Annotated in this window: 17 protein-coding genes; 6 read left to right on the top strand and 11 right to left on the bottom strand. The window is 60.6% G+C overall.

The genetic code is table 11. The features are described 5' to 3' along the window. Positions 1-24: 24 nt before the first annotated feature. The 3 genes from ACOI7D_RS09955 to ACOI7D_RS09945 are packed head-to-tail and all read right to left on the bottom strand — an operon-like array spanning position 25 to position 3,918. Positions 25-1,365: a c-type cytochrome gene (locus tag ACOI7D_RS09955; RefSeq protein WP_074186185.1), complete on the bottom strand. Its 1,341-nt coding sequence runs from the start codon at positions 1,363-1,365 to the stop codon at positions 25-27. 10 nt (positions 1,366-1,375) lie between these two features. Next, entirely contained in the window at positions 1,376-3,160 is a 1,785-nt protein-coding gene (locus tag ACOI7D_RS09950; protein ID WP_002908285.1) for a GMC family oxidoreductase, read from the bottom strand. A 2-nt stretch (positions 3,161-3,162) separates the two neighbouring features. Beyond that, positions 3,163-3,918, bottom strand: a complete 756-nt coding sequence (locus tag ACOI7D_RS09945) for a gluconate 2-dehydrogenase subunit 3 family protein (RefSeq protein ID WP_004175724.1) — start codon at positions 3,916-3,918, stop codon at positions 3,163-3,165. A gap of 501 nt (positions 3,919-4,419) precedes the next feature. On the opposite strand from ACOI7D_RS09945, the gene ACOI7D_RS09940 reads away from it, so the two are divergent. Then, the gene (locus tag ACOI7D_RS09940; RefSeq protein WP_060592596.1) at positions 4,420-4,791 is read left to right on the top strand and encodes a VOC family protein; all 372 of its coding nucleotides are present in this window, start codon (positions 4,420-4,422) and stop codon (positions 4,789-4,791) included. A 7-nt stretch (positions 4,792-4,798) separates the two neighbouring features. Here ACOI7D_RS09940 and ACOI7D_RS09935 read toward each other — a convergent pair whose 3' ends face one another. From ACOI7D_RS09935 to ACOI7D_RS09925, 3 genes are all read right to left on the bottom strand, one after another. Beyond that, positions 4,799-5,869 (bottom strand): ABC transporter ATP-binding protein, encoded by a 1,071-nt coding sequence (locus ACOI7D_RS09935; protein ID WP_109547233.1) that lies wholly within the window; start codon positions 5,867-5,869, stop codon positions 4,799-4,801. Then, the gene (locus tag ACOI7D_RS09930) at positions 5,862-7,631 is read right to left on the bottom strand and encodes an ABC transporter permease (RefSeq protein ID WP_004189548.1); all 1,770 of its coding nucleotides are present in this window, start codon (positions 7,629-7,631) and stop codon (positions 5,862-5,864) included. Before ACOI7D_RS09930 ends, ACOI7D_RS09935 begins: the two co-directional genes overlap by 8 nt. A gap of 74 nt (positions 7,632-7,705) precedes the next feature. After that, positions 7,706-8,794, bottom strand: a complete 1,089-nt coding sequence (locus ACOI7D_RS09925) for an ABC transporter substrate-binding protein (protein WP_023290032.1) — start codon at positions 8,792-8,794, stop codon at positions 7,706-7,708. 303 nt (positions 8,795-9,097) lie between these two features. On the opposite strand from ACOI7D_RS09925, the gene ACOI7D_RS09920 reads away from it, so the two are divergent. Further along, the gene (locus ACOI7D_RS09920) at positions 9,098-10,177 is read left to right on the top strand and encodes a malate/lactate/ureidoglycolate dehydrogenase (RefSeq protein ID WP_023290033.1); all 1,080 of its coding nucleotides are present in this window, start codon (positions 9,098-9,100) and stop codon (positions 10,175-10,177) included. A 246-nt stretch (positions 10,178-10,423) separates the two neighbouring features. After that, positions 10,424-12,574 carry a formate dehydrogenase subunit alpha gene (fdhF, locus tag ACOI7D_RS09915; protein ID WP_048335933.1) on the top strand — a complete coding sequence of 717 codons (2,151 nt, stop codon included), beginning with the start codon at positions 10,424-10,426 and terminating at the stop codon, positions 12,572-12,574. 47 nt (positions 12,575-12,621) lie between these two features. Here the strand turns inward: fdhF and ACOI7D_RS09910 are convergent, their stop codons facing one another. Next, positions 12,622-13,779 carry a M20 aminoacylase family protein gene (locus ACOI7D_RS09910; protein WP_023290035.1) on the bottom strand — a complete coding sequence of 386 codons (1,158 nt, stop codon included), beginning with the start codon at positions 13,777-13,779 and terminating at the stop codon, positions 12,622-12,624. 296 nt (positions 13,780-14,075) lie between these two features. Here ACOI7D_RS09910 and ACOI7D_RS09905 point away from each other — a divergent pair, with 296 nt between their 5' ends. From ACOI7D_RS09905 to ACOI7D_RS09895, 3 genes are all read left to right on the top strand, one after another. Then, the gene (locus ACOI7D_RS09905) at positions 14,076-15,275 is read left to right on the top strand and encodes an MFS transporter (RefSeq protein WP_044523748.1); all 1,200 of its coding nucleotides are present in this window, start codon (positions 14,076-14,078) and stop codon (positions 15,273-15,275) included. Positions 15,276-15,389: 114 nt separating this feature from the next. Further along, positions 15,390-15,824, top strand: coding sequence for a VOC family protein (locus ACOI7D_RS09900; RefSeq protein ID WP_109547232.1), 435 nt, complete (start codon positions 15,390-15,392; stop codon positions 15,822-15,824). 40 nt (positions 15,825-15,864) lie between these two features. After that, positions 15,865-16,257, top strand: coding sequence for a VOC family protein (locus tag ACOI7D_RS09895; protein ID WP_109547231.1), 393 nt, complete (start codon positions 15,865-15,867; stop codon positions 16,255-16,257). A gap of 129 nt (positions 16,258-16,386) precedes the next feature. On the opposite strand, the gene ACOI7D_RS09890 is transcribed toward ACOI7D_RS09895, so the two are convergent. From ACOI7D_RS09890 to ACOI7D_RS09875, 4 genes are all read right to left on the bottom strand, one after another. Further along, on the bottom strand, positions 16,387-16,974 hold the full coding sequence (locus ACOI7D_RS09890; RefSeq protein ID WP_162543152.1) for a DUF1062 domain-containing protein: 588 nt from the start codon (positions 16,972-16,974) through the stop codon (positions 16,387-16,389). Between the two features lie 299 nt (positions 16,975-17,273). Beyond that, positions 17,274-17,996: an amino acid ABC transporter ATP-binding protein gene (locus ACOI7D_RS09885; protein WP_004189541.1), complete on the bottom strand. Its 723-nt coding sequence runs from the start codon at positions 17,994-17,996 to the stop codon at positions 17,274-17,276. After that, a complete protein-coding gene (locus ACOI7D_RS09880; protein WP_004151161.1) occupies positions 17,983-18,747 on the bottom strand; it encodes an amino acid ABC transporter permease in 765 nt (254 codons plus the stop codon). Before ACOI7D_RS09880 ends, ACOI7D_RS09885 begins: the two co-directional genes overlap by 14 nt. Before the next feature lie 63 nt (positions 18,748-18,810). Beyond that, entirely contained in the window at positions 18,811-19,578 is a 768-nt protein-coding gene (locus ACOI7D_RS09875) for a basic amino acid ABC transporter substrate-binding protein (RefSeq protein WP_008804504.1), read from the bottom strand. Positions 19,579-19,583 lie beyond the last annotated feature (5 nt).

Below are 19,583 nucleotides of genomic sequence, written 5' to 3'. Positions count from 1 at the left end.
GCGCGGGCGACGCAACCCTGACGGTTACTGTCCGGCCCCCGGCAGCTTCGAGATATCGGCGTTGCCTAACGCCTTCTCATTGTGCGCCGCGGTCTCCTTACGCACCTTCGCCACATCGCTGGCGCTGACCGCCGGCGCATTGTTGCCCCAGCTGGTGCGGATGAAGTTGACCACATCCGCCACCTGCTGGTCGTCCAGACGCCAGCCGAACGACGGCATGGTCAGGTTGGAGACCGCATCTTTCACCGCCGGCGTGGTGCTCCCGGTCAGAACGATGTGGATCAGCGAAGTGGCATCTTCGGTCTGTACCACCGGGTTGCCCTTCAGCGACGGGAAGGCGCGCTGGTAGCCCGCGCCGTCGGTACGGTGGCAGGCGGCGCAGTTATCGACATACAGCGCGGCGCCGGTTTTGCTGTCGTTACCCTTCCACAGATCTTTCGCCACGCTGTCTTCCACCGGGGCTGGGGTCTGTTTGCCGCCGCGCGGCGGGAGCGACTTCAGATAGCGGGCGATGGCGGTGATGTCGTCATCAGAGAGATACTGCAGACTGTGCTCCACCACATCGCTCATGCCGCCGAAGACCACCGATTTATCGTTACGTCCGGTTTTCAGGAACTCAGCCAGCTCGGCTTCGCTCCAGGTCCCCAGACCGTCGCGATTTTCGCCGCGCAGGCTGGAGGCGACCCAGCCGTCAATCGGCGCATTGCTGCCCGCCAGGTAATCATCGCCTTCGCTTTCGCTGAGCGCTTTTTCCTGCATCGTCAGGCTACGCGGGGTATGACAGGCGCCGCAGTGACCCAGGCCTTCCACCAGATAGCGACCGCGCTCGAGCACCGGGTCAACCTGCGGGTTGGCGACAAAGTCGCTCGGCGTCGGGGCGAAGATGCCGCGCCAGAACGCCAGCGGCCAGCGCATCGACAGCGGCCACGGGATGTCGGTGTCCTTGTTGGCGACATTCACCGGCTCCACGCCGTGCATAAAGTAGGCGTACATGGCACGCATGTCCGCTTCACTGATCCGCGCGAATGAGGGATACGGCATTGCCGGATAGAGCGTGGAACCGTCTTTCCGCACACCCTTGCGCACCGCGTCGTCGAACTCTTCGAAGGTGTACCCGCCGATGCCGTGTTCTTTATCCGGCGTGATATTGGTGGAGTAGATGGTGCCGATCGGCGTCTCCATCGGCAGACCGCCGGCGAAAGGTTTGCCCGCTTTGCCGTTGGTGTGGCAGGCGACACAGTCCCCCGCCCGCGCCAGATACTCCCCTTGCTTAATCAGATTGCTGTCCGCAGGCGCCTCTTCGGCGAAGGCCGCGCAGCTCAATGCCCCAAGCACCAGGGCCGATAACCATTGCATTTTCATCATCTGCCTTCCTTTATGCCTGCACCAGGGGACCCGGATTTTTCAGATACTGCTCGCGGATCGCCTTCGCTGACCAGTACGCCAGCGCGGCCACCGTGCCGGTTGGGTTATAGCCCAGCCCCTGCGGGAAAGCGGAGGCGCCGATGACGAAGACGTTATGCACGTCCCAGCTTTGCAGATAACGGTTAACGGCGCTGGTTTTCGGATCCTCCCCCATCACCGCCCCGCCGTTCATATGGGTGGTCTGGTAGGTGGTGGTATCAAAGTGGCTGTTGGCGTTTTTCGGGCTGCCGAGGATATATTTCGGCTTCATCGCTTTGGCGATCGGCGCCATCTTATCGAACATAAATTGCGCCATCTTGATGTCGTTTTCCTGCCAGTCAAAGGTCATGCGCAGCAGCGGCTGGCCAAAGACGTTTTTGTAGTTCGGATCAAGATCGAGGTAGTTCTGCCGATAGGACTGGTGCGCGCCGTGAGCATCCATCGACAGGTGATGGGTGTAGGTATCGGCCACCGCCGCTTTCCATTTGCTGCCCCACGCCGGGGTGCCCGGCGGTACCGGGAAACCGGAGATGGGCTTGGTCCCGGCCTGGTTGACCCAGAACGGCGAACCGCCGACAAAGCCCGCCGCGCCGTGGTCGAAGTTGTCGGCGTTGAAGTCGTCGACGCCGACGCCGTTGCCGCCCGCGCCGATAAACGGGTTGGTGTAGGTGTCTTTGTCGAAAATGGCCTTGATGGTGGTCATGTTCTGGTAGGCGAAGTTACGCCCCACCACCCCTTCGCCGGTCTCAGGATTGTAGGGTTTGCCGATCCCGGAGAGCAGCATCAGGTGCACGTTATGGAACTGGAAGGCGCCGATGATCACCAGGTCCGCCGGCTGCTCCATTTCGCGCCCCTGGCCGTCGACGTAGGTCACGCCGGTGGCACGGGATTTGTCGTCGGTCAGGTTGACCTTCAGCACGTTGGCGTTGGTCCGCAGCTCAAAGCGTTTTTCCTGGCGCAGCGCCGGCAGAATGTTCACGTTCGGCGAGGCTTTGGAGTACATGTAGCAGGCGTAGCCGCTGCAGAAACCGCAGAAGTTGCACGGGCCCATCTGCGCGCCGTACGGGTTGGTATAGGAGTCGGAGGTGTTGGCCGACGGCAGGTTGTAGGGATGGTAGCCCACCTCGAGCGCCGCTTTTTCAAACAGCTGCGCCGACCAGGTGTTTTTCTGCGCCGGCAGCGGGAAGTCATCTGAACGGTCCGGGGCGAAGGCGTTGCCGCCGCGGCCTTTGCCGACGACCTTGCCTTTGATCGACCAGGCGGTCCCGGAGGTGCCGAACACTTTCTCCGCTTTATCGAAGAACGGTTCCAGCTCGTCGTAGGTGACGCCGAAATCCTGGATGATCATATCCTGGGGAATGAAGTTTTTGCCGTAGCGCTCTTCATAGTGGCTGCGCATCCGCAGTTCGATGGGATCGACGCGGAAATGGACGCCGGACCAGTGCAGCCCGGCGCCGCCCACGCCGGTACCCGGCAGGAAGGCCGCCAGCTGGCGATACGGCACCGCCTGCTGGCTGGTGTTATGCCGGATGGTGACGGTGCTTTTCGACAGGTCCTGGAACAGCTTGCGGCGGATGTTGTAGGTCAGCTCATCAATCACCTGCGGATAGGCGCCGTCCGGCCAGGTGTCGCGCATCGGGCCGCGCTCCAGCGCCACGACGTTGAGCCCGGCTTCGGTCAGCTCTTTGGCCATGATCGCCCCAACCCAGCCGAAGCCGACGATCGCGACATCGGTTTTTTTCAATACGGTGGCCATGATTACGCCCTCTCCCCATTAATTGATACCGGCGGGAAGGGGTAGCGTTCGCCCCGTTCAACCCAATCCATAAAGTCGGCGCGCGCGCCGGGAAAATTAATCAGCGTCCAGCCGACCATGCCTTTGTTACCGCCATGGATCGGGTCGCTGAAGAAGCCTTCGCGGGTGTTCTGCAGCAGATAGGTGAAGAACAGCGAAGCCGGCAGCTGTTTGAACTCGGCTTTGCCCGATTCCCACAGGCCGAGCGCCTCGTCCTGCTGCTCGCTGCTCAGTTCAGCAAAGGTCTTGTGATACTTGTCCTGACACCAGGCCTCGGCATCAGCGATCCCGAGGTTATAGATCTGTTTGGGCACCAGCGGCAGCTGATAACCCATCTCTTTCGGCACGTCGGGGTTGAAGGGCCCCTGCATATACCAGATGGAGCCGGTGGCGTAAGGGGTATTGAGCTGGCGGTCGATAAACTCCGGCACGCCGGCCTCTTTAGCGCCGGGGCCAAGTTCATCCGCCGGGATTAAGCGAGCGACAGCGGCGTTGATAAACGCCCACTCACGATCGTTGAAGAACTGCGGCTTCCAGTCGCTGGCCGCCGCCGTGTTCCCGGAGGCTGGCTCTGAAGCGGGGGCCGCCTGCGCGGTCGCGCTGGTGGCCACGCCAATGGCCCCTGCTCCCGCGCCGCCGATCACCACCGTCGGGATCAGCGCCATCGATTTCACCAGGAAATCACGCCTGGAATTGTTAGTTTTCTCGCTCGACATCATCACATTCCTGTCATTGAAAATTACTGTTTTTGTCGCTGACAAAACCAGTGAATGTCGTGCTGGAACCGATACCATTGCGCTTTTAAACCGCTTAGCGTCTGGCCCGGACCGGCAAGTCGGATAAAACATCGCCAGAGGCGATATCATTTATAGGGTTATCGTTTGGATAGTAGACGATTCTCAACGAAACGCGGGAAATCGGAGAGAAATTCACCGGAATGTCATCGTGAGAAGGGTGCTGCCATAACCTTGAGGCGGTAAACCGGCGGCGTTCACACCGCGCTGAGCTTACCCATGCGCCAAAAAAGAGTGACTTGTATCACAAATGTTATTTTTTGTTTATGGTACATGGCAGATTAAACGTCTGTAAATACTCGTATTAGGAATAATTAAACATTTTGAGCTGTTAAAAAAGTTACTACCCGTTGTTAACTATTTTGCATCTATTTCCCGGCTAACGCGTTCGGCTGGCGATACCCCGTCCACAGGAGAAGAGAAGAGATGTTCGATCATGTGAAATTCGGCGTCAGCGACTATGCCGCCAGCAAAGCGTTCTTTTTACAGGCTCTGGCCCCGCTTGGCGTAACGCTGGTCGGCGAAGGCGATCCGACCTACGGCGCAGAGCTGGCCGGCAGCGGCGATGTCTCTTTGTGTCTCTATCAAAGTGCGGACAAACCGGCGCCGCTGCATATCGCCTTTCGCGCCGACAGCCGCGAGCAGGTAGACGCCTTCTGGCAGGCGGCGCTGGCCGCCGGAGGAAAGGACAACGGCGCGCCGGGGTTACGGCCCAACTACCACGCCGGGTACTACGCCGCCTTTGTGATTGCGCCAGACGGGCACAATATTGAAGCCGTGTGCCATCTGGCGTCTTAACAAACGGTTACCGCTGCGGAAAAATCCACACATCCTCCGCCGGGAGCGTCAGATGGCAGTGTTCAGCATCGCGCAGCGTGGTTCCGTAGGCGCGTAGCGGAAAGTCGTCACCCTCGGTGCGGAACAGGTACTCCCAGCGGTCGCCGAGGTACATGCTGGTCAGCAGCGGTAGCTGGAGACTGTTATCCTGCGCCGCGCCGTCAAGACGCAGGCGCTCGACGCGGATCACCGCCGTCGCCGGCTCGCCGACGCTGACCCCCTCGCCCGCTCGCCCCCACAGGCTCCAGCTGGCGCCTTCGATGCGCGCCCTGCCGTTCTCCAGCGCCATCACCTTGCCGTGCAGGCGATTATTGCTGCCCATAAACTCGGCGGCGAACAGCGTCGCCGGGCTGCCGTACATCTCCTGTGGCGTCCCCTGCTGCTCGATGACGCCATTGTTCAGCAGCAGAATACGATCGGAGATGGCCATCGCTTCATTTTGATCGTGGGTGACCATCAGCGCCGAGAGGCCCAGCTTGATGATCAGCTCGCGCAGAAACACCCGCGCCTCCTCGCGCAGCTTGGCGTCGAGGTTAGAGAGCGGCTCATCCAGCAGGATCACCGGCGGGTTGTAGACCAGCGCCCGGCCAATGGCCACCCGCTGCTGTTGGCCGCCGGAGAGCTGGTGCGGATGACGGTTGCCAAGATGCCCCAGCCCCAGCTGATCCAGCACGCGCTGCACCCGCTCTTTAATCTCCCCGGCGGCGACTTTACGCAGCTTCAGCGGATAGGCCACGTTGTCGAACACCGTTTTGTGCGGCCACAGGGCATAGGACTGGAACACCAGGCCGAGGTTACGCTCTTCGGCCGGGATTTCGCTGCGCGGCGTGCCGTCGTACACCGTGCGGTTGCCGATGGCGATCCGCCCGCTCGTCGGCTTCTCCAGCCCGGCCACCGCCCGCAGCAGCGTGGTTTTGCCGCTTCCCGAAGGCCCCAGCAGCGACACCACCTCTCCCCGGCCGAGCGTCATCGACACCCCTTTCAGCACCGGGTTGTCGCCATAGGTGAGATGCAGATTTTCAACCGATAACTCAATCATGTAATTTCACTCCAAAGCGCAGGGCGATGCCAAGGCCAATCACCACCAGCAGAATATTGATAAAGGAGAGCGCCGCGACGATATCGATGGCCCCCGCCGCCCACAGCGACACCAGCATCGAGCCGATGGTTTCGGTACCCGGCGACAGCAGATAGACGCCGGTGGAATATTCGCGCTCAAAGATCAGAAACATCAGCAGCCAGGAGCCAATCAGCCCATAGCGCGACAGCGGGACGGTGACGTGGCGGGTGATCTGCCCCCGCGAGGCGCCGGTGCTGCGCGCCGCCTCCTCCAGCTCCGGTCCCACCTGCAGCAGCGTCGAGGAGATGAGCCGCAGGCCATAGGCCATCCATACCACGGTGTAGGCCAGCCAGACGCTGAAGATGGTATTGCGCAGCGCGCGCAGCTGCACGATAAGGTGCTCCCGCAGCCAGTCCGCCACCGGCAGCGCCGAGAGCCAGCCATGCTTCAGCGACTGATCGAGCCACATCGGCACAAACAGGAACACCCACAGGAAGGCCAGACCGGCCAGCAGCCCCGGCACCGCGCGCGGGACCAGCACGCTGTAATCAAGAAAGCGGGTGACGTTGTCCGCTTTGCGGTGCATGGCGATGCCGACAAACAGATAGCAGATCACCGCCAGCGCGCCGCCGACGATGCCGATAGCCATCGAGTTGACGATCGCCCGCAGCAGGTTGGGCTGCTGCCAGATATTGTGGAACGTCGTCAGCGACAGCTCATCCCACAGCGATACGCCGACGCCCCAGTTGGAGATAAAGGCGCGCAGCGCCACGCCGAGCAGCGGGACGCCGATGGTCACCGTCAGCCAGGCCACCACCACCGCCCCGGCCACCCAGCGCCATTTGCCCAGCGGCAGCGCCCGCGCCTGCGACGCCTTGCCCTTCATGGTGACAAAGCGGTTGGCGGTGCGCATCAGCCGACGCTGGAGCATGACCAGCGGGATGGTGATGCAGATCAGCACCACCGCCACCGCCGCCATCAGATGGTAGGAGGGGGTGCCAAGCTTATTGGTCAGCTTGTAGAGATAGGTCGCCAGCACCATGTTGCCCTCGGGGTCGCCCAGCACCAGCATCAGACCGAAGACTTCCAGACCAAGGAAAAAGAGCAGCACGCAGGCGTAAAGAATGGAGGGCCGCACCATTGGCAGACTCACCGAAGTCATCACCTGCAGCGGCGTGGCGCCGACGGTGCGCGCCGCCTCTTCCACGTCCGAACCAACGCTGCGCAGCGCCGAGGAGATATAGAGATAGGCGTGCGGCACGTGGGTTAAGCCGGCGATGACCACAATGCTGAACATCGAGTAGATATTCCACGGCACAAAGCCGATCAGCTGCTGCGCCCACTGGGAAAAGAAGCCTACCGGCCCGGCGGCCACCACGTAGCCAAAGCCCAGCACCATCGGCGAGACGAAGATCGGCACCAGGATCAGCGGCTCAATGAACCGCCGGCCGGGTAAATCGGTGCGTACCATCAGAAAGGCCAAAATACCGCCCAGCGGAATGGCGATAATCACCAGGCCAAAGGCCAGAATAAACCCTGACCTTAACGCCAGATAAAAATCCGGGTCGGTAAAAATAAAGGCGAAGGCTTCCAGACTCCAGGATTTGGAGCGGGAAAAGAACGGCGCGGAGAGAAAACTCTGCACCACAATAAATAACAGCGGGACGTAAATCACCAGCGCCGTGATGCACACCACCACGCCGCGCGGCAGCCCCTGCCACTTTCTGCGTAATACATTCATGGTTCATCCCTTTGGTCAGGTGAATAAACCCGCCGGGTGTGAATAAGGGGCATCGGCGATGCCCCGGGGGAGGATTATTTCGCGGCGGCGCTGCGCCATTGTTTAATAAACTGCAGACGTTTTTGCGGCTGTAAATAATCCAGCAGCGTTTCGTTGACCGGGATCGGTTTTAACGCTTTGCCCAGCAGCGTGGTCATGCCGTCGATATCATTTTTGCCTTCAATATCGCGACGAAGAGAGGGAATATCCGCCTGGCTGGCGAGGATCTGTTGGCCTTTTTCCGACAGGACATAATCCAGCCACAATTTCGCCGCATTGGGATGTTCGCTCTCCTGGCTAATAAACGAGACGCGGGAAAGCACCAGCACGTAATCTTTCGGATAGGCGATGCCTAAAGAGGGATCGTTTTTCGCCCGCGCTTCGGCATAGGAGCCAAGAATGTTATAGCCGATCAGGTTTTCGCCAGAGGAGACGCGCTCCATCATCGTGCCGGTGGAAGACTGCACCGTCAGGCCGCCTTTGGCGATATTCGCCAGGTCGGTAAAATAGTTCGCGTCGGCCTGGCTGTCCTGGACCGCCAGCATAAAGCCGAGGCCCGATTTTTCGATATCGTAGGTGGTGACTTTGCCTTTAAATTTATCGGCCTGGCTGGCGATCAATTTGGCCAGCGCGGTGTGCGAGTCCGGCACCTCATTCTGCGGGATCAGCCGTTTGTTATAGATAAATACCACCGGTTCGTAGGTGGTGCCATAGGCTTTCTGCTGCCACACCGCCCAGTCGGGTAATTGCTTCACCTCCGGCGAGGCATATTGTTCCGCGTACTCGGTGGCTAATTTCAGCGCCGTATCCATCGATGAGCTCCACACCACGTCCCCGCTGCCGCCCCCGGCGGCCTGCTCGCTGATATAGCGGTTATACAGCTCGGTGCTGTTCATGTCGTTATATTCGACTTTTACGCCCGGATATTGCGCTTCAAATCCTTTAATTAACGGCCCGGCCGCTTTGGTATCGGTTGTGGAATAGATCACCACCTTGCCCTCTTTGACGGCGGCATCAACCGTTTTTTGATAATCCGCCGGATAGCCCGCAGGCACCTCCGCCCAGGCGGCACAGGCGAAAACGGCCGTCAGTGAAACCACTAAACCACTTATTTTCTTATACATGATACCAACCTTTAATCATCAATTAATAAACACAAATTTAACATATAGTGGTATCAGCTCCCCTTGCAACGCCGGGGCTGGCTTTTTTATGGCTTTTGTGACAGTGGCAGAATTTAAAAATGTGGTGTTTATGACGTTAATTAAAACGCGATCCCGGACCGGTTTTTTATCGTCTGTCGTATAACCCAGGCGCTGGCGCAGTGGCCTGTCGCCGGGAGAGTCCGCCCTTGACCTTCTGCGCCGGGCGGCGCAGCATAAAACGGCAAACATAACAAAATAACAACAGACTACAGGAGAGAATCAGTGCCAACAGGACACCGCTTTCTGGCGACGGATCTGCATCAGTTTGTCGTCTCACTGTTTACCCATCTCGGCAGCCGCTCAGAAGAAGCGACGCTGGTCGCCGACCATCTGATCGCCGCCAACCTGGCCGGGCATGACTCCCATGGCGTCGGGATGATCCCAAGCTATGTCAAATCCCACGCCGGCGGCTTTCTGCAGCTCAACCGCCACGCCACGGTCACCAAAGACGCCGGCGCCGTGGTCACCCTCGACGGCAACGCCGGCTTCGGCCAGGTGGTCGCCCACGAAGCGATGCAGTTAGGCATCGAAAAGGCGAAGCAGCACGGCATGGCGGCTATCGCCCTGCGCAATGCGCATCACGTCGGACGCATCGGCTACTGGGCGGAGCAGTGCGCCGCCGCCGGGCTGATCTCCATTCACTTCGTCAGCGTGATCGGCGACCCGATGGTCGCCCCGTTCCGCGGAAAAGACAGCCGCTTCGGCACTAACCCGCTGTGCGTGGTGTTTCCCCGCGCGGGCCATCCGCCGCTGCTGCTGGACTACGCCACCAGCGCCATCGCCTTTGGTAAAACCCGCGTCGCCTGGCACAAAGGAGAAGCCGTGGCGCCCGGCTGCCTGATCGACGCCCAGGGGCTGCCCACCACCGACCCGGCGGTGATGCAGACCTCGCCGCTGGGCGCCCTGCTCACCTTCGCCCAGCACAAAGGCTATGCCCTGGCGACACTGTGCGAAGTGCTCGGCGGCGCGCTCTCCGGGGGGCAAACCACCCATCAGGAAAGCCTGCAGACCAGCGTCGACGCCATCTTTAACTGCATGACCACCGTGATCCTGCGCCCGGACGCGTTCGATGCCCCGGACAGCCAGGCGCAGACGGAGGCCTTTATCGCATGGTGTAAACAGTCGCCGCACGATCCCGATGCCCCGGTGCTGGCCCCCGGCGAATGGGAGGCCGCCAACCGCGAAGCGCGTCTGGCCGAGGGGATCCCGCTGGATGCGGGCAGCTGGCAGGCAATCTGCGCCGCCGCGCGCGACGTCGGCCTGAGCGAGTCGCATATCGCCCGCTGCCGCCCTCTCGCGTAGCGGCATTATCCCCTGCAGAGCGTCTGACGTCGGCGCTCTGCGTCATCGTCATTAGTGACGAGGTCACGCTCCCGTCATCCTTTCCCTGTTATTTTTCATTGTAAATCAATAAATTAAAATCTGGCACGAGACCTGCATAGCGCAGCGGGCCTGCGTCCGCATCACCACCAGGCGATACCGCGATCGTTGCCCGTCGGGCCCGGCGCGACAGCGATCCTCTGTTCACTGTTAACAGGTCTGTTACTGATGAAAAAAATCACGAGCGTGTGCCCCTACTGCGGGGCGGGTTGCAAACTTAAACTGGTTGTCGACAACAATAAAATCATTCGCGCGGAAGCCGCCGACGGCGTCACCAACCAGAACCAGCTGTGCCTGAAAGGCTATTACGGCTGGGATTTTCTTAACGACACGCAGCTCCTGACGCCCCGTCTTAAACAACCGATGATCCGCTACCAGAAAGGCGGCGCTTTCACGCCGGTCAGCTGGCAGGAGGCGATTCGCTATACCGCCAGCAAGCTCAGGGAGATCAAAGAGAAGCATGGCCCGCGCGCCATCATGACCACCGGCTCCTCGCGCGGCACCGGCAACGAAACCAACTATGTGATGCAAAAGTTCGCCCGCGCGGTGCTGAACACCAACAACGTCGACTGCTGCGCCCGCGTCTGCCATGGCCCTTCCGTCGCCGGGCTGCAGCAGGCGCTGGGCAACGGGGCGATGAGCAACTCGATAAGCGACATCGAAAACTCGAAGTGCCTGTTGGTCTTTGGCTACAACTGCGCCGACTCCCATCCCATCGTCGCCCGCCGGGTGATCAAAGCCCGGGAAAACGGCGCCAAAATCATCGTCTGCGATCCGCGACGCATTGAAACCGCACGCATAGCCGACCGTCATCTGCAGCTTAACAACGGCAGCAACATGGCGCTGGTGAACGCCTTCGGCTATGTATTGCTGGAAGAAGAGCTGTACAACAAAGCCTATGTCGAACGCTATACCGAAGGGCTGGATGCCTACCGCGAGGCGGTGAAAGATTACGCCCCGGAAGCAGTGGAAGGGATTGTCGGGGTCAGCGCGCAGGCGATCCGCGAGGCAATGCGCATGTTTGCCGCCGCCCCTTCCGCCACCATTATGTGGGGCATGGGGGTCACCCAGTTTGGCCAGGCGGTGGACGTGGTGCGCGGCCTGGCAAGCCTGGCGCTGCTCACCGGCAACCTGGGACGGGCGAACGTCGGCGTGGGCCCGGTCCGTGGGCAAAACAATGTACAGGGCGCCTGCGATATGGGCGTGCTGCCGAACCTGTTCCCCGGCTATCAGGAGGTCACCGACCCGGCCGTGCGGGCGAAATTCGCCGCCGCCTGGGGGATCGACCCGGCGCAGATGGATGACCAGGTCGGCACCCGCATCACCGAGGTGCCGCATAAGGCGCTGACGGGCGAGATCAAAGCCTATTACATTATGGGCGAAGATCCGCTGCAGACCGAAGCCGACCTCGGCCTGGTGCGCAAAGGCATCGAGGCGCTGGACTTCGTGGTGGTGCAGGATATCTTCATGACCAAAACGGCGGAGATTGCCGATGTCCTGCTGCCGGCCACCTCCTGGGGCGAGCACGGCGGCGTCTTCACCTGCGCCGACCGCGGGTTTCAGCGGTTTGAACAGGCGATCCCGCCGGCGGGGAATGTGAAGCGCGACTGGGAGATCATCAGTCTGCTGGCCAGCGAAATGGGCTATCCGATGCACTATGACAACAACCAGCAGATCTGGGACGAGATGCGCGAGCTCTGCCCGCTGTTCTACGGCGTGACCTGGGAGAAAATGGGCGATATGGGCCATGTTCAGTGGCCATGCCCGACCCTCGACCACCCCGGCACGCCGTGGCTGTATAAAGACAACCGCTTCGACACCCCATCAGGTAAAGGGCAGCTGTTCGCCACCGCCTGGCGCGCGCCGGCGGAGCGTCCGGATGATGAATGGCCGCTGGTGCTCTGCACGGTGCGGGAGGTGGGGCACTACTCCTGCCGCTCGATGACCGGCAACTGCGCCGCGCTGCAGTCGCTGGCCGACGAGCCGGGACGGGTGCAGATGAATCCCGTGGATGCGCAACGGCTGGGGATCGCCGACAAACAGCTGGTGTGGGTAAGCTCCCGGCGCGGAAAGGTCATCACCCGCGCCGACCTCAGCGATCGCATCAACCCGGGCGCGGTCTATATGACCTATCAGTGGTGGGTGGGCGCCTGTAATGAGCTGACCCAGGATAACCTGGATCCGATCTCCAAAACGCCGGAAACCAAATACTGTGCGGTGAAAGTGGAAGCGATTGCCGACCAGCAGTGGGCGGAGCGCTATGCCTGGACCGCCTACAGCGACATGAAGGCACGACTGAAAGCCGCCGCCGACGTCTGACCTCAGGGAGCGCGCGCGCTCCCTTCCCTCCTGCCGCTGCCGGCGGGTTACGCCGCCGGCAGCTGTTTCTCCACCAGCGCCACCCACATCGCCACCCCGTGGCTAATCAGCGCGTCGTTAAAGTCATAGCTGGCGTTATGCAACGGCTTCGACGGCGTTTCGCCATCGGTGCCGATCCAGAAATAGGCCCCCGGACAGACCTCCAGCATGCAGGCAAAATCCTCAGAGGCCATCGACGGCGCCTGGTTCCAGCGCACCGCCTCCGCGCCGAGGGTGGCGACCGCCACCTCGCGCAGCAGCTGCGCCTGCGGCGCATGGTTTTTGGTCACCGGATACCCCGGAAACCAGCTAATCTCGCCCCGGACATCGGACACCTGCGGCTGGGTCGCCACATAGCTTTCGATAAGCTCCCGCACGCGGGCGCGAACGCGGTTGCTCAGGCAGCGGAAGGTGCCGCGCAGCACCACGGTGTCCGGCAGGACGTTGATCGCCTCGCCGCCGTTTATCTGGGTGATGCTGACCACCGCGGAATCCTGTGGCGACAGGCGACGGGAGGGGATGGTCTGCAGCGCCATAATCAGCTGCGCCGCGGCGACGATGGGATCGGCCCCGCTCTCCGGCATCGCCGCATGGCAACTTTTGCCGCGCAGGGTAATCTCGAAGGCGTCGAGGGAAGCCATCATCGCGCCATCGCTGAGCGCCACTTCGCCGAGGGGGATCCCCGGCCAGTTATGCAGCGCGTAAATCGCATCCATCGGGAAGCGTTCGAATAACCCCTCTTCCACCATTTTGCGCGCGCCGCCAAGGTTCTCTTCCGCCGGCTGGAAGACAAAGTGGACGGTACCGCTGAACTGGCGGGTCTGCGCCAGATGGGCTGCGGCCGCCAGCAGCATCGCGGTGTGGCCATCGTGGCCGCAGGCGTGCATTACCCCGGCGCGGCGCGAACGGTAGCTGACGCTCCCCAGCTCGGTGATCGGCAGGGCGTCCATATCGGCGCGCAGGCCGATAACCGGCCCGGGGCCGTTTTCCAACGTCGCCACGACGCCGGTGCCGGCCAGCCCGCGATGAACCTGCAGGCCAAACGAGACCAGCAGCTCGGCGACGCGGCGCGAGGTCTCCTGCTCCTGATATCCGAGCTCAGGCGCGGCGTGAAACTCACGTCGCCAGCCTGTGGCTTCGGCGATCAGTGACGGCGATACGGCCATGTATTACTCCTTTCCTGCATAGCGTAATGCTGAATAATTGGGTCATGCGTTGCGTTTTTCCCCGTCGCTCACCGGCGCCGGGTCGCTGCCGCTCCCTCCGTTATATCCTGTCGTTAACACGCTGACAACGTCACGAAATGCGGCGGCGGCGCGGCGTACACGCCAGCCGCGGCCGGGCGGACCTTTTTTGGTAGTGATTTCAACGGTGACAACGGCCAGGCGATTAATTATTATGCAACTCAGGACGGCAATTTGCCGAAGGATCCACTACTGACCTCTCCGTCATCGGAAATAAAATGTTTAACCCAGACCAGAATCGTCTTGCCCCCACGCTGGCGATGATCATGGCCGCGTCGCTCGTGGGATTTATCACCGGCTATACGGTGCCGTTAATCAGTCTTGAGCTGGCGCAGCAGCAGGTTGCGCCGCTGTACGTCGGCCTGCTGGCCGCCCTGCCGCCCGCCGGTATGATGATCTCCTCTTTCCTCTCTCCTGCGCTGTGCCGGCGCGTTGAGATGGGCGTGCTGCTGAGCGGCAGTCTGATCCTGCTGGCGCTGGCGACCATCGCCTCATGCATGACCACCGATATGACGCTGCTTCTGCTGCCGCGCCTGCTGACCGGCCTGGCCTCCGGGGTCATTATCGTACTGGGCGAAAGCTGGATCACCGGCGGCGCGGCGGGCAGCCAGCGCGCCACCCTCACCGGCATCTACGCCTCGGCCTTTACCGGCTGTCAGCTGGCCGGGCCGCTGCTGATCTCCGTCGGCCCCGCCTGGCAGGCCTCGGCGCTGATGGCGATCGTCGCGGTCACCGCCGTCTGCCTGCTGATGCTGCGCCATCTGCCCACCGGCACCCGCGAAAGCCTTGGGGAGCGCGCCAGCTGGCGCAGCCTCGGCGCCTTCCTGCCGGTACTGGCCTCCGGGGTCTTCTGCTTCGCCTTCTTCGACGCCAGCATCCTCGCCCTGCTGCCGCTGTACGGCATGGACAAGGGGCTTAATGAAGGAATGGCGGTGCTGCTGGTGACCGTGGTGCTTACCGGGGATGCGATGTTCCAGACCCCGCTCGGCTGGCTGGCCGACCGGGTCGGCATTCGCCGCGTGCATCTGGCCTGCGCGGTGGTCTTCAGCCTGTCGCTGCTGGCCCTGCCGCTGATGCTCGGCTCACGGATTCAACTGATGGCCATTTGTCTGCTGTTGGGCGCCGCGGCGGGGGCGCTGTATACCCTGTCGCTGGTGCGGGCGGGGAAAACCTTTAGCGGGCAGAAGCTGATTATGATTAACGCCCTGTTCGGCTTTTTCTGGTCCGCCGGCAGCGTCGCCGGACCGGTAGTCAGCGGCATGCTGATCGGCATCACCGGCTACGATGGCCTGATCGCCACCCTGGTGGCCAGCGGCGGGCTGTTCCTGCTGATCCAGTGTCTGTGTAAAAACGAGAAAACCCTGCTCGCCAGCGAGCAGGAAGAGGACATGGACGAAGCGACGGAGTCCGCGCAGTAGTCCTGACGGCTGGCCTGGCGCCAGCCTTTTTTATGGCCCTTACCGGAGGGTATCCTGTTTTTGCTGGCTCACTGCTGTTAACCATTGCCGGCCCCCCTGCCAGGAGGAAATCATATGGAAAGTAATACGTTACATCGTGGCAGATTGATCGATCATATTCTGCTGGTTGTCGAAGACTTTGAGGCAAGCAAAAACTTCTATACCGCCGTACTGTCGGCGCTGGAGATCCCGGCGATCGCCACCGCCAATGAATACTTGCTGGCCGACGAACTGGTGGTGGCCTCACGCCACAGCCCGGAGGCCGCCGGGAAACTGACAGGGCGCCACCATCTGGCGTTCCAGGCCAGAGATCGCGACATGGTGGACGCTTTTTACCATGCAGCGCTGACCCATGGCGGCCGCGATAACGGCGCGCCTGGCGAACGACACTATCATTCTGGTTACTATGCCGCTTTTGTGCTGGATCCGCAGGGGAATAATATTGAGGCGGTGTACCATGGCGAGGCTGAGCGCAGCGCCGGGTCTGTTGCCATCAGCTTCACGCAGTAAGCGGGCGAAAGTCACCTTTTGCCCGCAACAGGAGGACACTATGTTTTCATACATTATGCTGGGAACGAACGATCTACCACGCGCCATCAAGTTCTATGACCCGTTAATGGCATTGCTGGGGCACGCCAAAGCCGGCCGTAACGAACAAGGCGCCTCATGGGGCACCTTCAACGGCAACCAGGCCTGCGGGCTGTGCGTGGGCGTCCCCTTTGATCAGCAGCCTGCCGGGGTGGGCAATGGAACGATGGTGGCGCTTAACGCCCGCTCCGTCGAACATATTGCGGAACTGCATGCCCTCGCCCTGCAACTCGGCGGACGTGACGAAGGTGCGCCCGGTCACCGGCCGCAGTATGGCGACGGCTTTCACAGCGCCTACGTCCGCGATCCCGACGGCAATAAACTGGCGTTTGTTTATTATGCGTCGGCAGCTTGACTGGCTGCTGCGGAAGTGCCTTTTTCAGGCAGTAATGAGTAATTCAGGACGGCCGACTTCGCCGTCCTGATTTCATTGAGAATAACGAAAAACCGCGGTTAAAGCGCTACGGCTTATCTTCCGGACGAGTTATCTACGGCGAAGTGATAACGTAATCCGGCGTCGCGCATACAGCGTTTCCGCCGCCAGCTGAAAATGATATTCCATCGCCTTCAGCTTTTTCGTCTTGAGCTGTTTTAGTGGGATACCTTTGATCTGCCCTGTCGCGACCAACCACCGGATATCAGCCGTACTCAGCTTGAGCTGCTTTTTCAGTATTGATAGCAGGCTGACGCGAAAAGGCTGAAGGACCCGAACGCGCACCATTATTTGCGGGCAAGCCATTAGCCTGACTGACCAATGCTCCTGAATACGAAAATCAGGTTGCCCCGACAGCACAGCGCCGTTGCGCTTCAGCGTCGCGAGGTCAGCGGCATAATAGCGAACCATGGCAGCATCGTTCTGCCTCAGGCGCTGAAGCCGTTCGCGGTTAATCTTGCTGACGTGCAGCCTGGAAAACAGGGCGATATTCCAGGTGTAATCGCAGTGCGTGCATTTATAGATGCTCCAGATATCCAGCAGCTTCTTTTGCGAATTCACCCGGATGGCGCCGGAAGGCGCGAAGTCGCGTTTTACATTGCAGGAGGGGCAGCGTTTGGCAATGTGCTGATACCCCACGGGCGTGACCGTCCATGTAACTGTCATAACGTACCTTTTTTAACCCATACGAAACCGAGTCCGTCATTAACGGACCATGATTTTTGGCGTATGAAAAATAGTTAGTCGCTATTTTTCAGTGGGTTAAAAAAAGATTTCCAACGTTATATTCCTGGAGAAGCCCAAACCGATACCCGGAGATTAACAAAGGAGTCGTCGCGGGATTTATGAGTTCAGTCAATGTTTATACTAATGATGAAAAATATCATCAATATATCTGACAACACTCAGCGGGCTGGCCTGGCGCCAGCCCGCCCGGTTTACAGCACCTTGCTGAGGAACGCGGCGGTGCGCGGGTTGGTCGGCGCGCTAAAGATCTGCCCCGGCTTGCCCTCTTCCTGAATCACGCCCTGGTCGATGAAGATCACCCGGTCGGCCACTTCGCGGGCAAAGCCCATTTCGTGGGTCACGATCACCATGGTCATCCCCTCGCTGGCGAGGTTTTTCATCACCTCCAGCACGTCGCCCACCAGCTCCGGATCCAGCGCCGAGGTGGGCTCATCGAACAGCATAATCGACGGCTTCATCGCCAGCGCGCGGGCAATCGCGACGCGCTGCTGCTGGCCGCCGGACAGGCTCGAGGGCCAGGCGTCGCGCTTATCGCTTAAGCCCACCTTCGCCAGCAAGGCTTCCGCCAGGTCGACCGCCTGCTGGCGCGGCATATTGCGCAGATTCATCGGCGCCATAATCAGGTTTTCCAGCACCGTCATGTGCGGGAACAGGTTAAAGCGCTGGAACACCATGCCGACGCTTTCGCGCATCTTGTTGAGGTCGGTAGTGCGGTCGTGGGCGGCAAAGCCGTTGACCACCACCTCGCCTTCGCTGACCGTCTCGAGGGCGTTCATACAGCGCAGAAAGGTACTTTTCCCCGATCCGGAGGGGCCGATGATGCACACCACTTCCTGCGGTTTAATGTCGCAGCTGATGCCGCGCAGCACGTGGCTGTCGCCGAAGCGCTTATGTAAGTTATTAATGTGAATCACTTTTGCCAAACCTCTTTTCCAGACGGTTAACCAGCTGCGCCAGCAGGAAGGTGATCACCCAGTAGACCAGAGAGATGGTCAGGTAGGGTTCCCAGTAGGTGGCGTAGGCGCCGGAGACGGTGCGCGCGGCGTAGGCCAGATCGGCCAGGCCTATCGCCGAGGCCAGCGACGAGTCTTTGACTATGGCGATGGCGTTGTTGCCCAGCGGCGGCAGAATGCGGCGAAACGCCTGGGGCAGGATCACCTTGCGCATGGTTTTCCACCACGGCATGCCCAGCGCGCGGGAGGCCTCCATCTGCCCTTTGTCGATCGACTGGATGCCGGCGCGGAAAATCTCCGACACATAGGCGCCAGCGTTAAGGGTGATCGCCACAATGCAGGAGAGGAACGCCCCGTAGCTGGCGCGCAGCTCGCGGGCAAAGTCGGCGCTCATCAGGCCGCTGGTCACCAGCAGGCCGTCGCGCGGGTTAATAAACAGCGGCACCAGCGCAAAGTGCACCACCATGATCTGCACGAACAGCGGCGTACCGCGGAAGGCGCTAACGTAAAAGCGCACCGGAAACTGCACCAGGTAGCGGAGAATATATTTCCATGGCCCGTGCTCGGCCTTCGCCATCCGTCCGAGACCGAGGGTTAACCCCCATAGCGTCCCGAGGATCACGCAGATAATGGTACATTTAATCGTCATCAGGGCGCCGTCCACAAACAGCGGGCCGTACTCCTCGATGATCTCCCAACGGAATCCCGTCATAGTCCTTCCCTAAAAAATACGGCTATCGCCTGGGCGATAGCCGTGGTCACTGAAAAAGGTGGGTTATTGCGCTGGCAGCGTCGGCACGTTGTCGTCGAACCAGGTTTTATAGATTTTGGCGTAAGTTCCGTCGGCAACAATCTTCTGCAGACCGGCGTTGATTTTGCCCAGCAGTTCGCTGTTGCCTTTCGCCACTGCGATACCGAAATACTGGCGTTCAAATTTGGCATCCGGCACCAGCTTGAACTGCTTCTCCGGGTGTTGCTTGATGTAGTACTTCACCACCCCGACGTCACCCACCGCGGCGCTGACGCCGTCCTCGAACAGCTCCTGGAGCATCAGCGGGGTATTGTCGAAGCGCTTGATCGCCGTGCTGTTTTTGCCCAGTACCTCAGAGACCACGATATCGCCGGTGCTGGAGTTCACCACCCCGACCTTCTCGTTTTTCAGGGCCGCGAGGGAATCGACCTGCGAATCCTGGGCGACGACGATAGACTGCTCGGCCGGGAAGTACGGCGCGGAGAAATCGACCATCTGTTTGCGTTTATCGGTGATGGTGATCCCGGAGATGATGATGTCGCGGTCGCCGGTGTTCAGCGTGGCGAAGATACCTTCCCATGGGGTATTGACCAGTTTGACGTCAAAGCCTTCGGCTTTGGCGATGGCTTTGATGATGTCGATATCAAAACCTTCCAGCTGTTTCTGGCTGTTTTCAAATTCAAATGGCCGGTAGGTGCCGCCGGAGCCGACGGTGTAGGTTTCCGCAGCCGCCTGTCCGGCTGCCGTCAGCGCGGCCATCATGAAACACGCTTTGAGCAAATTCTTAACCATGAGAT

Source organism: Klebsiella sp. C360 (assembly GCF_048822415.1).
Lineage (GTDB): Bacteria > Pseudomonadota > Gammaproteobacteria > Enterobacterales > Enterobacteriaceae > Klebsiella > Klebsiella quasipneumoniae.
The sequence above is the reverse complement of the archived record's forward strand: the minus strand, read 5'-3'. Positions and strand labels throughout refer to the sequence as shown.

What these genes read in the sequence shown, in the direction of transcription:
- ACOI7D_RS09955 (WP_074186185.1), bottom strand. Translation starts at nt 1,365, where the DNA reads ATGATGAAAATGCAATGGTTATCGGCCCTGGTGCTTGGGGCATTGAGC.
- ACOI7D_RS09950 (WP_002908285.1), bottom strand. Translation starts at nt 3,160, where the DNA reads ATGGCCACCGTATTGAAAAAAACCGATGTCGCGATCGTCGGCTTCGGC.
- ACOI7D_RS09945 (WP_004175724.1), bottom strand. Translation starts at nt 3,918, where the DNA reads ATGATGTCGAGCGAGAAAACTAACAATTCCAGGCGTGATTTCCTGGTG.
- ACOI7D_RS09940 (WP_060592596.1), top strand. Translation starts at nt 4,420, where the DNA reads ATGTTCGATCATGTGAAATTCGGCGTCAGCGACTATGCCGCCAGCAAA.
- ACOI7D_RS09935 (WP_109547233.1), bottom strand. Translation starts at nt 5,869, where the DNA reads ATGATTGAGTTATCGGTTGAAAATCTGCATCTCACCTATGGCGACAAC.
- ACOI7D_RS09930 (WP_004189548.1), bottom strand. Translation starts at nt 7,631, where the DNA reads ATGAATGTATTACGCAGAAAGTGGCAGGGGCTGCCGCGCGGCGTGGTG.
- ACOI7D_RS09925 (WP_023290032.1), bottom strand. Translation starts at nt 8,794, where the DNA reads ATGTATAAGAAAATAAGTGGTTTAGTGGTTTCACTGACGGCCGTTTTC.
- fdhF (WP_048335933.1), top strand. Translation starts at nt 10,424, where the DNA reads ATGAAAAAAATCACGAGCGTGTGCCCCTACTGCGGGGCGGGTTGCAAA.
- ACOI7D_RS09910 (WP_023290035.1), bottom strand. Translation starts at nt 13,779, where the DNA reads ATGGCCGTATCGCCGTCACTGATCGCCGAAGCCACAGGCTGGCGACGT.
- ACOI7D_RS09905 (WP_044523748.1), top strand. Translation starts at nt 14,076, where the DNA reads ATGTTTAACCCAGACCAGAATCGTCTTGCCCCCACGCTGGCGATGATC.
- ACOI7D_RS09900 (WP_109547232.1), top strand. Translation starts at nt 15,390, where the DNA reads ATGGAAAGTAATACGTTACATCGTGGCAGATTGATCGATCATATTCTG.
- ACOI7D_RS09895 (WP_109547231.1), top strand. Translation starts at nt 15,865, where the DNA reads ATGTTTTCATACATTATGCTGGGAACGAACGATCTACCACGCGCCATC.
- ACOI7D_RS09880 (WP_004151161.1), bottom strand. Translation starts at nt 18,747, where the DNA reads ATGACGGGATTCCGTTGGGAGATCATCGAGGAGTACGGCCCGCTGTTT.
- ACOI7D_RS09875 (WP_008804504.1), bottom strand. Translation starts at nt 19,578, where the DNA reads ATGGTTAAGAATTTGCTCAAAGCGTGTTTCATGATGGCCGCGCTGACG.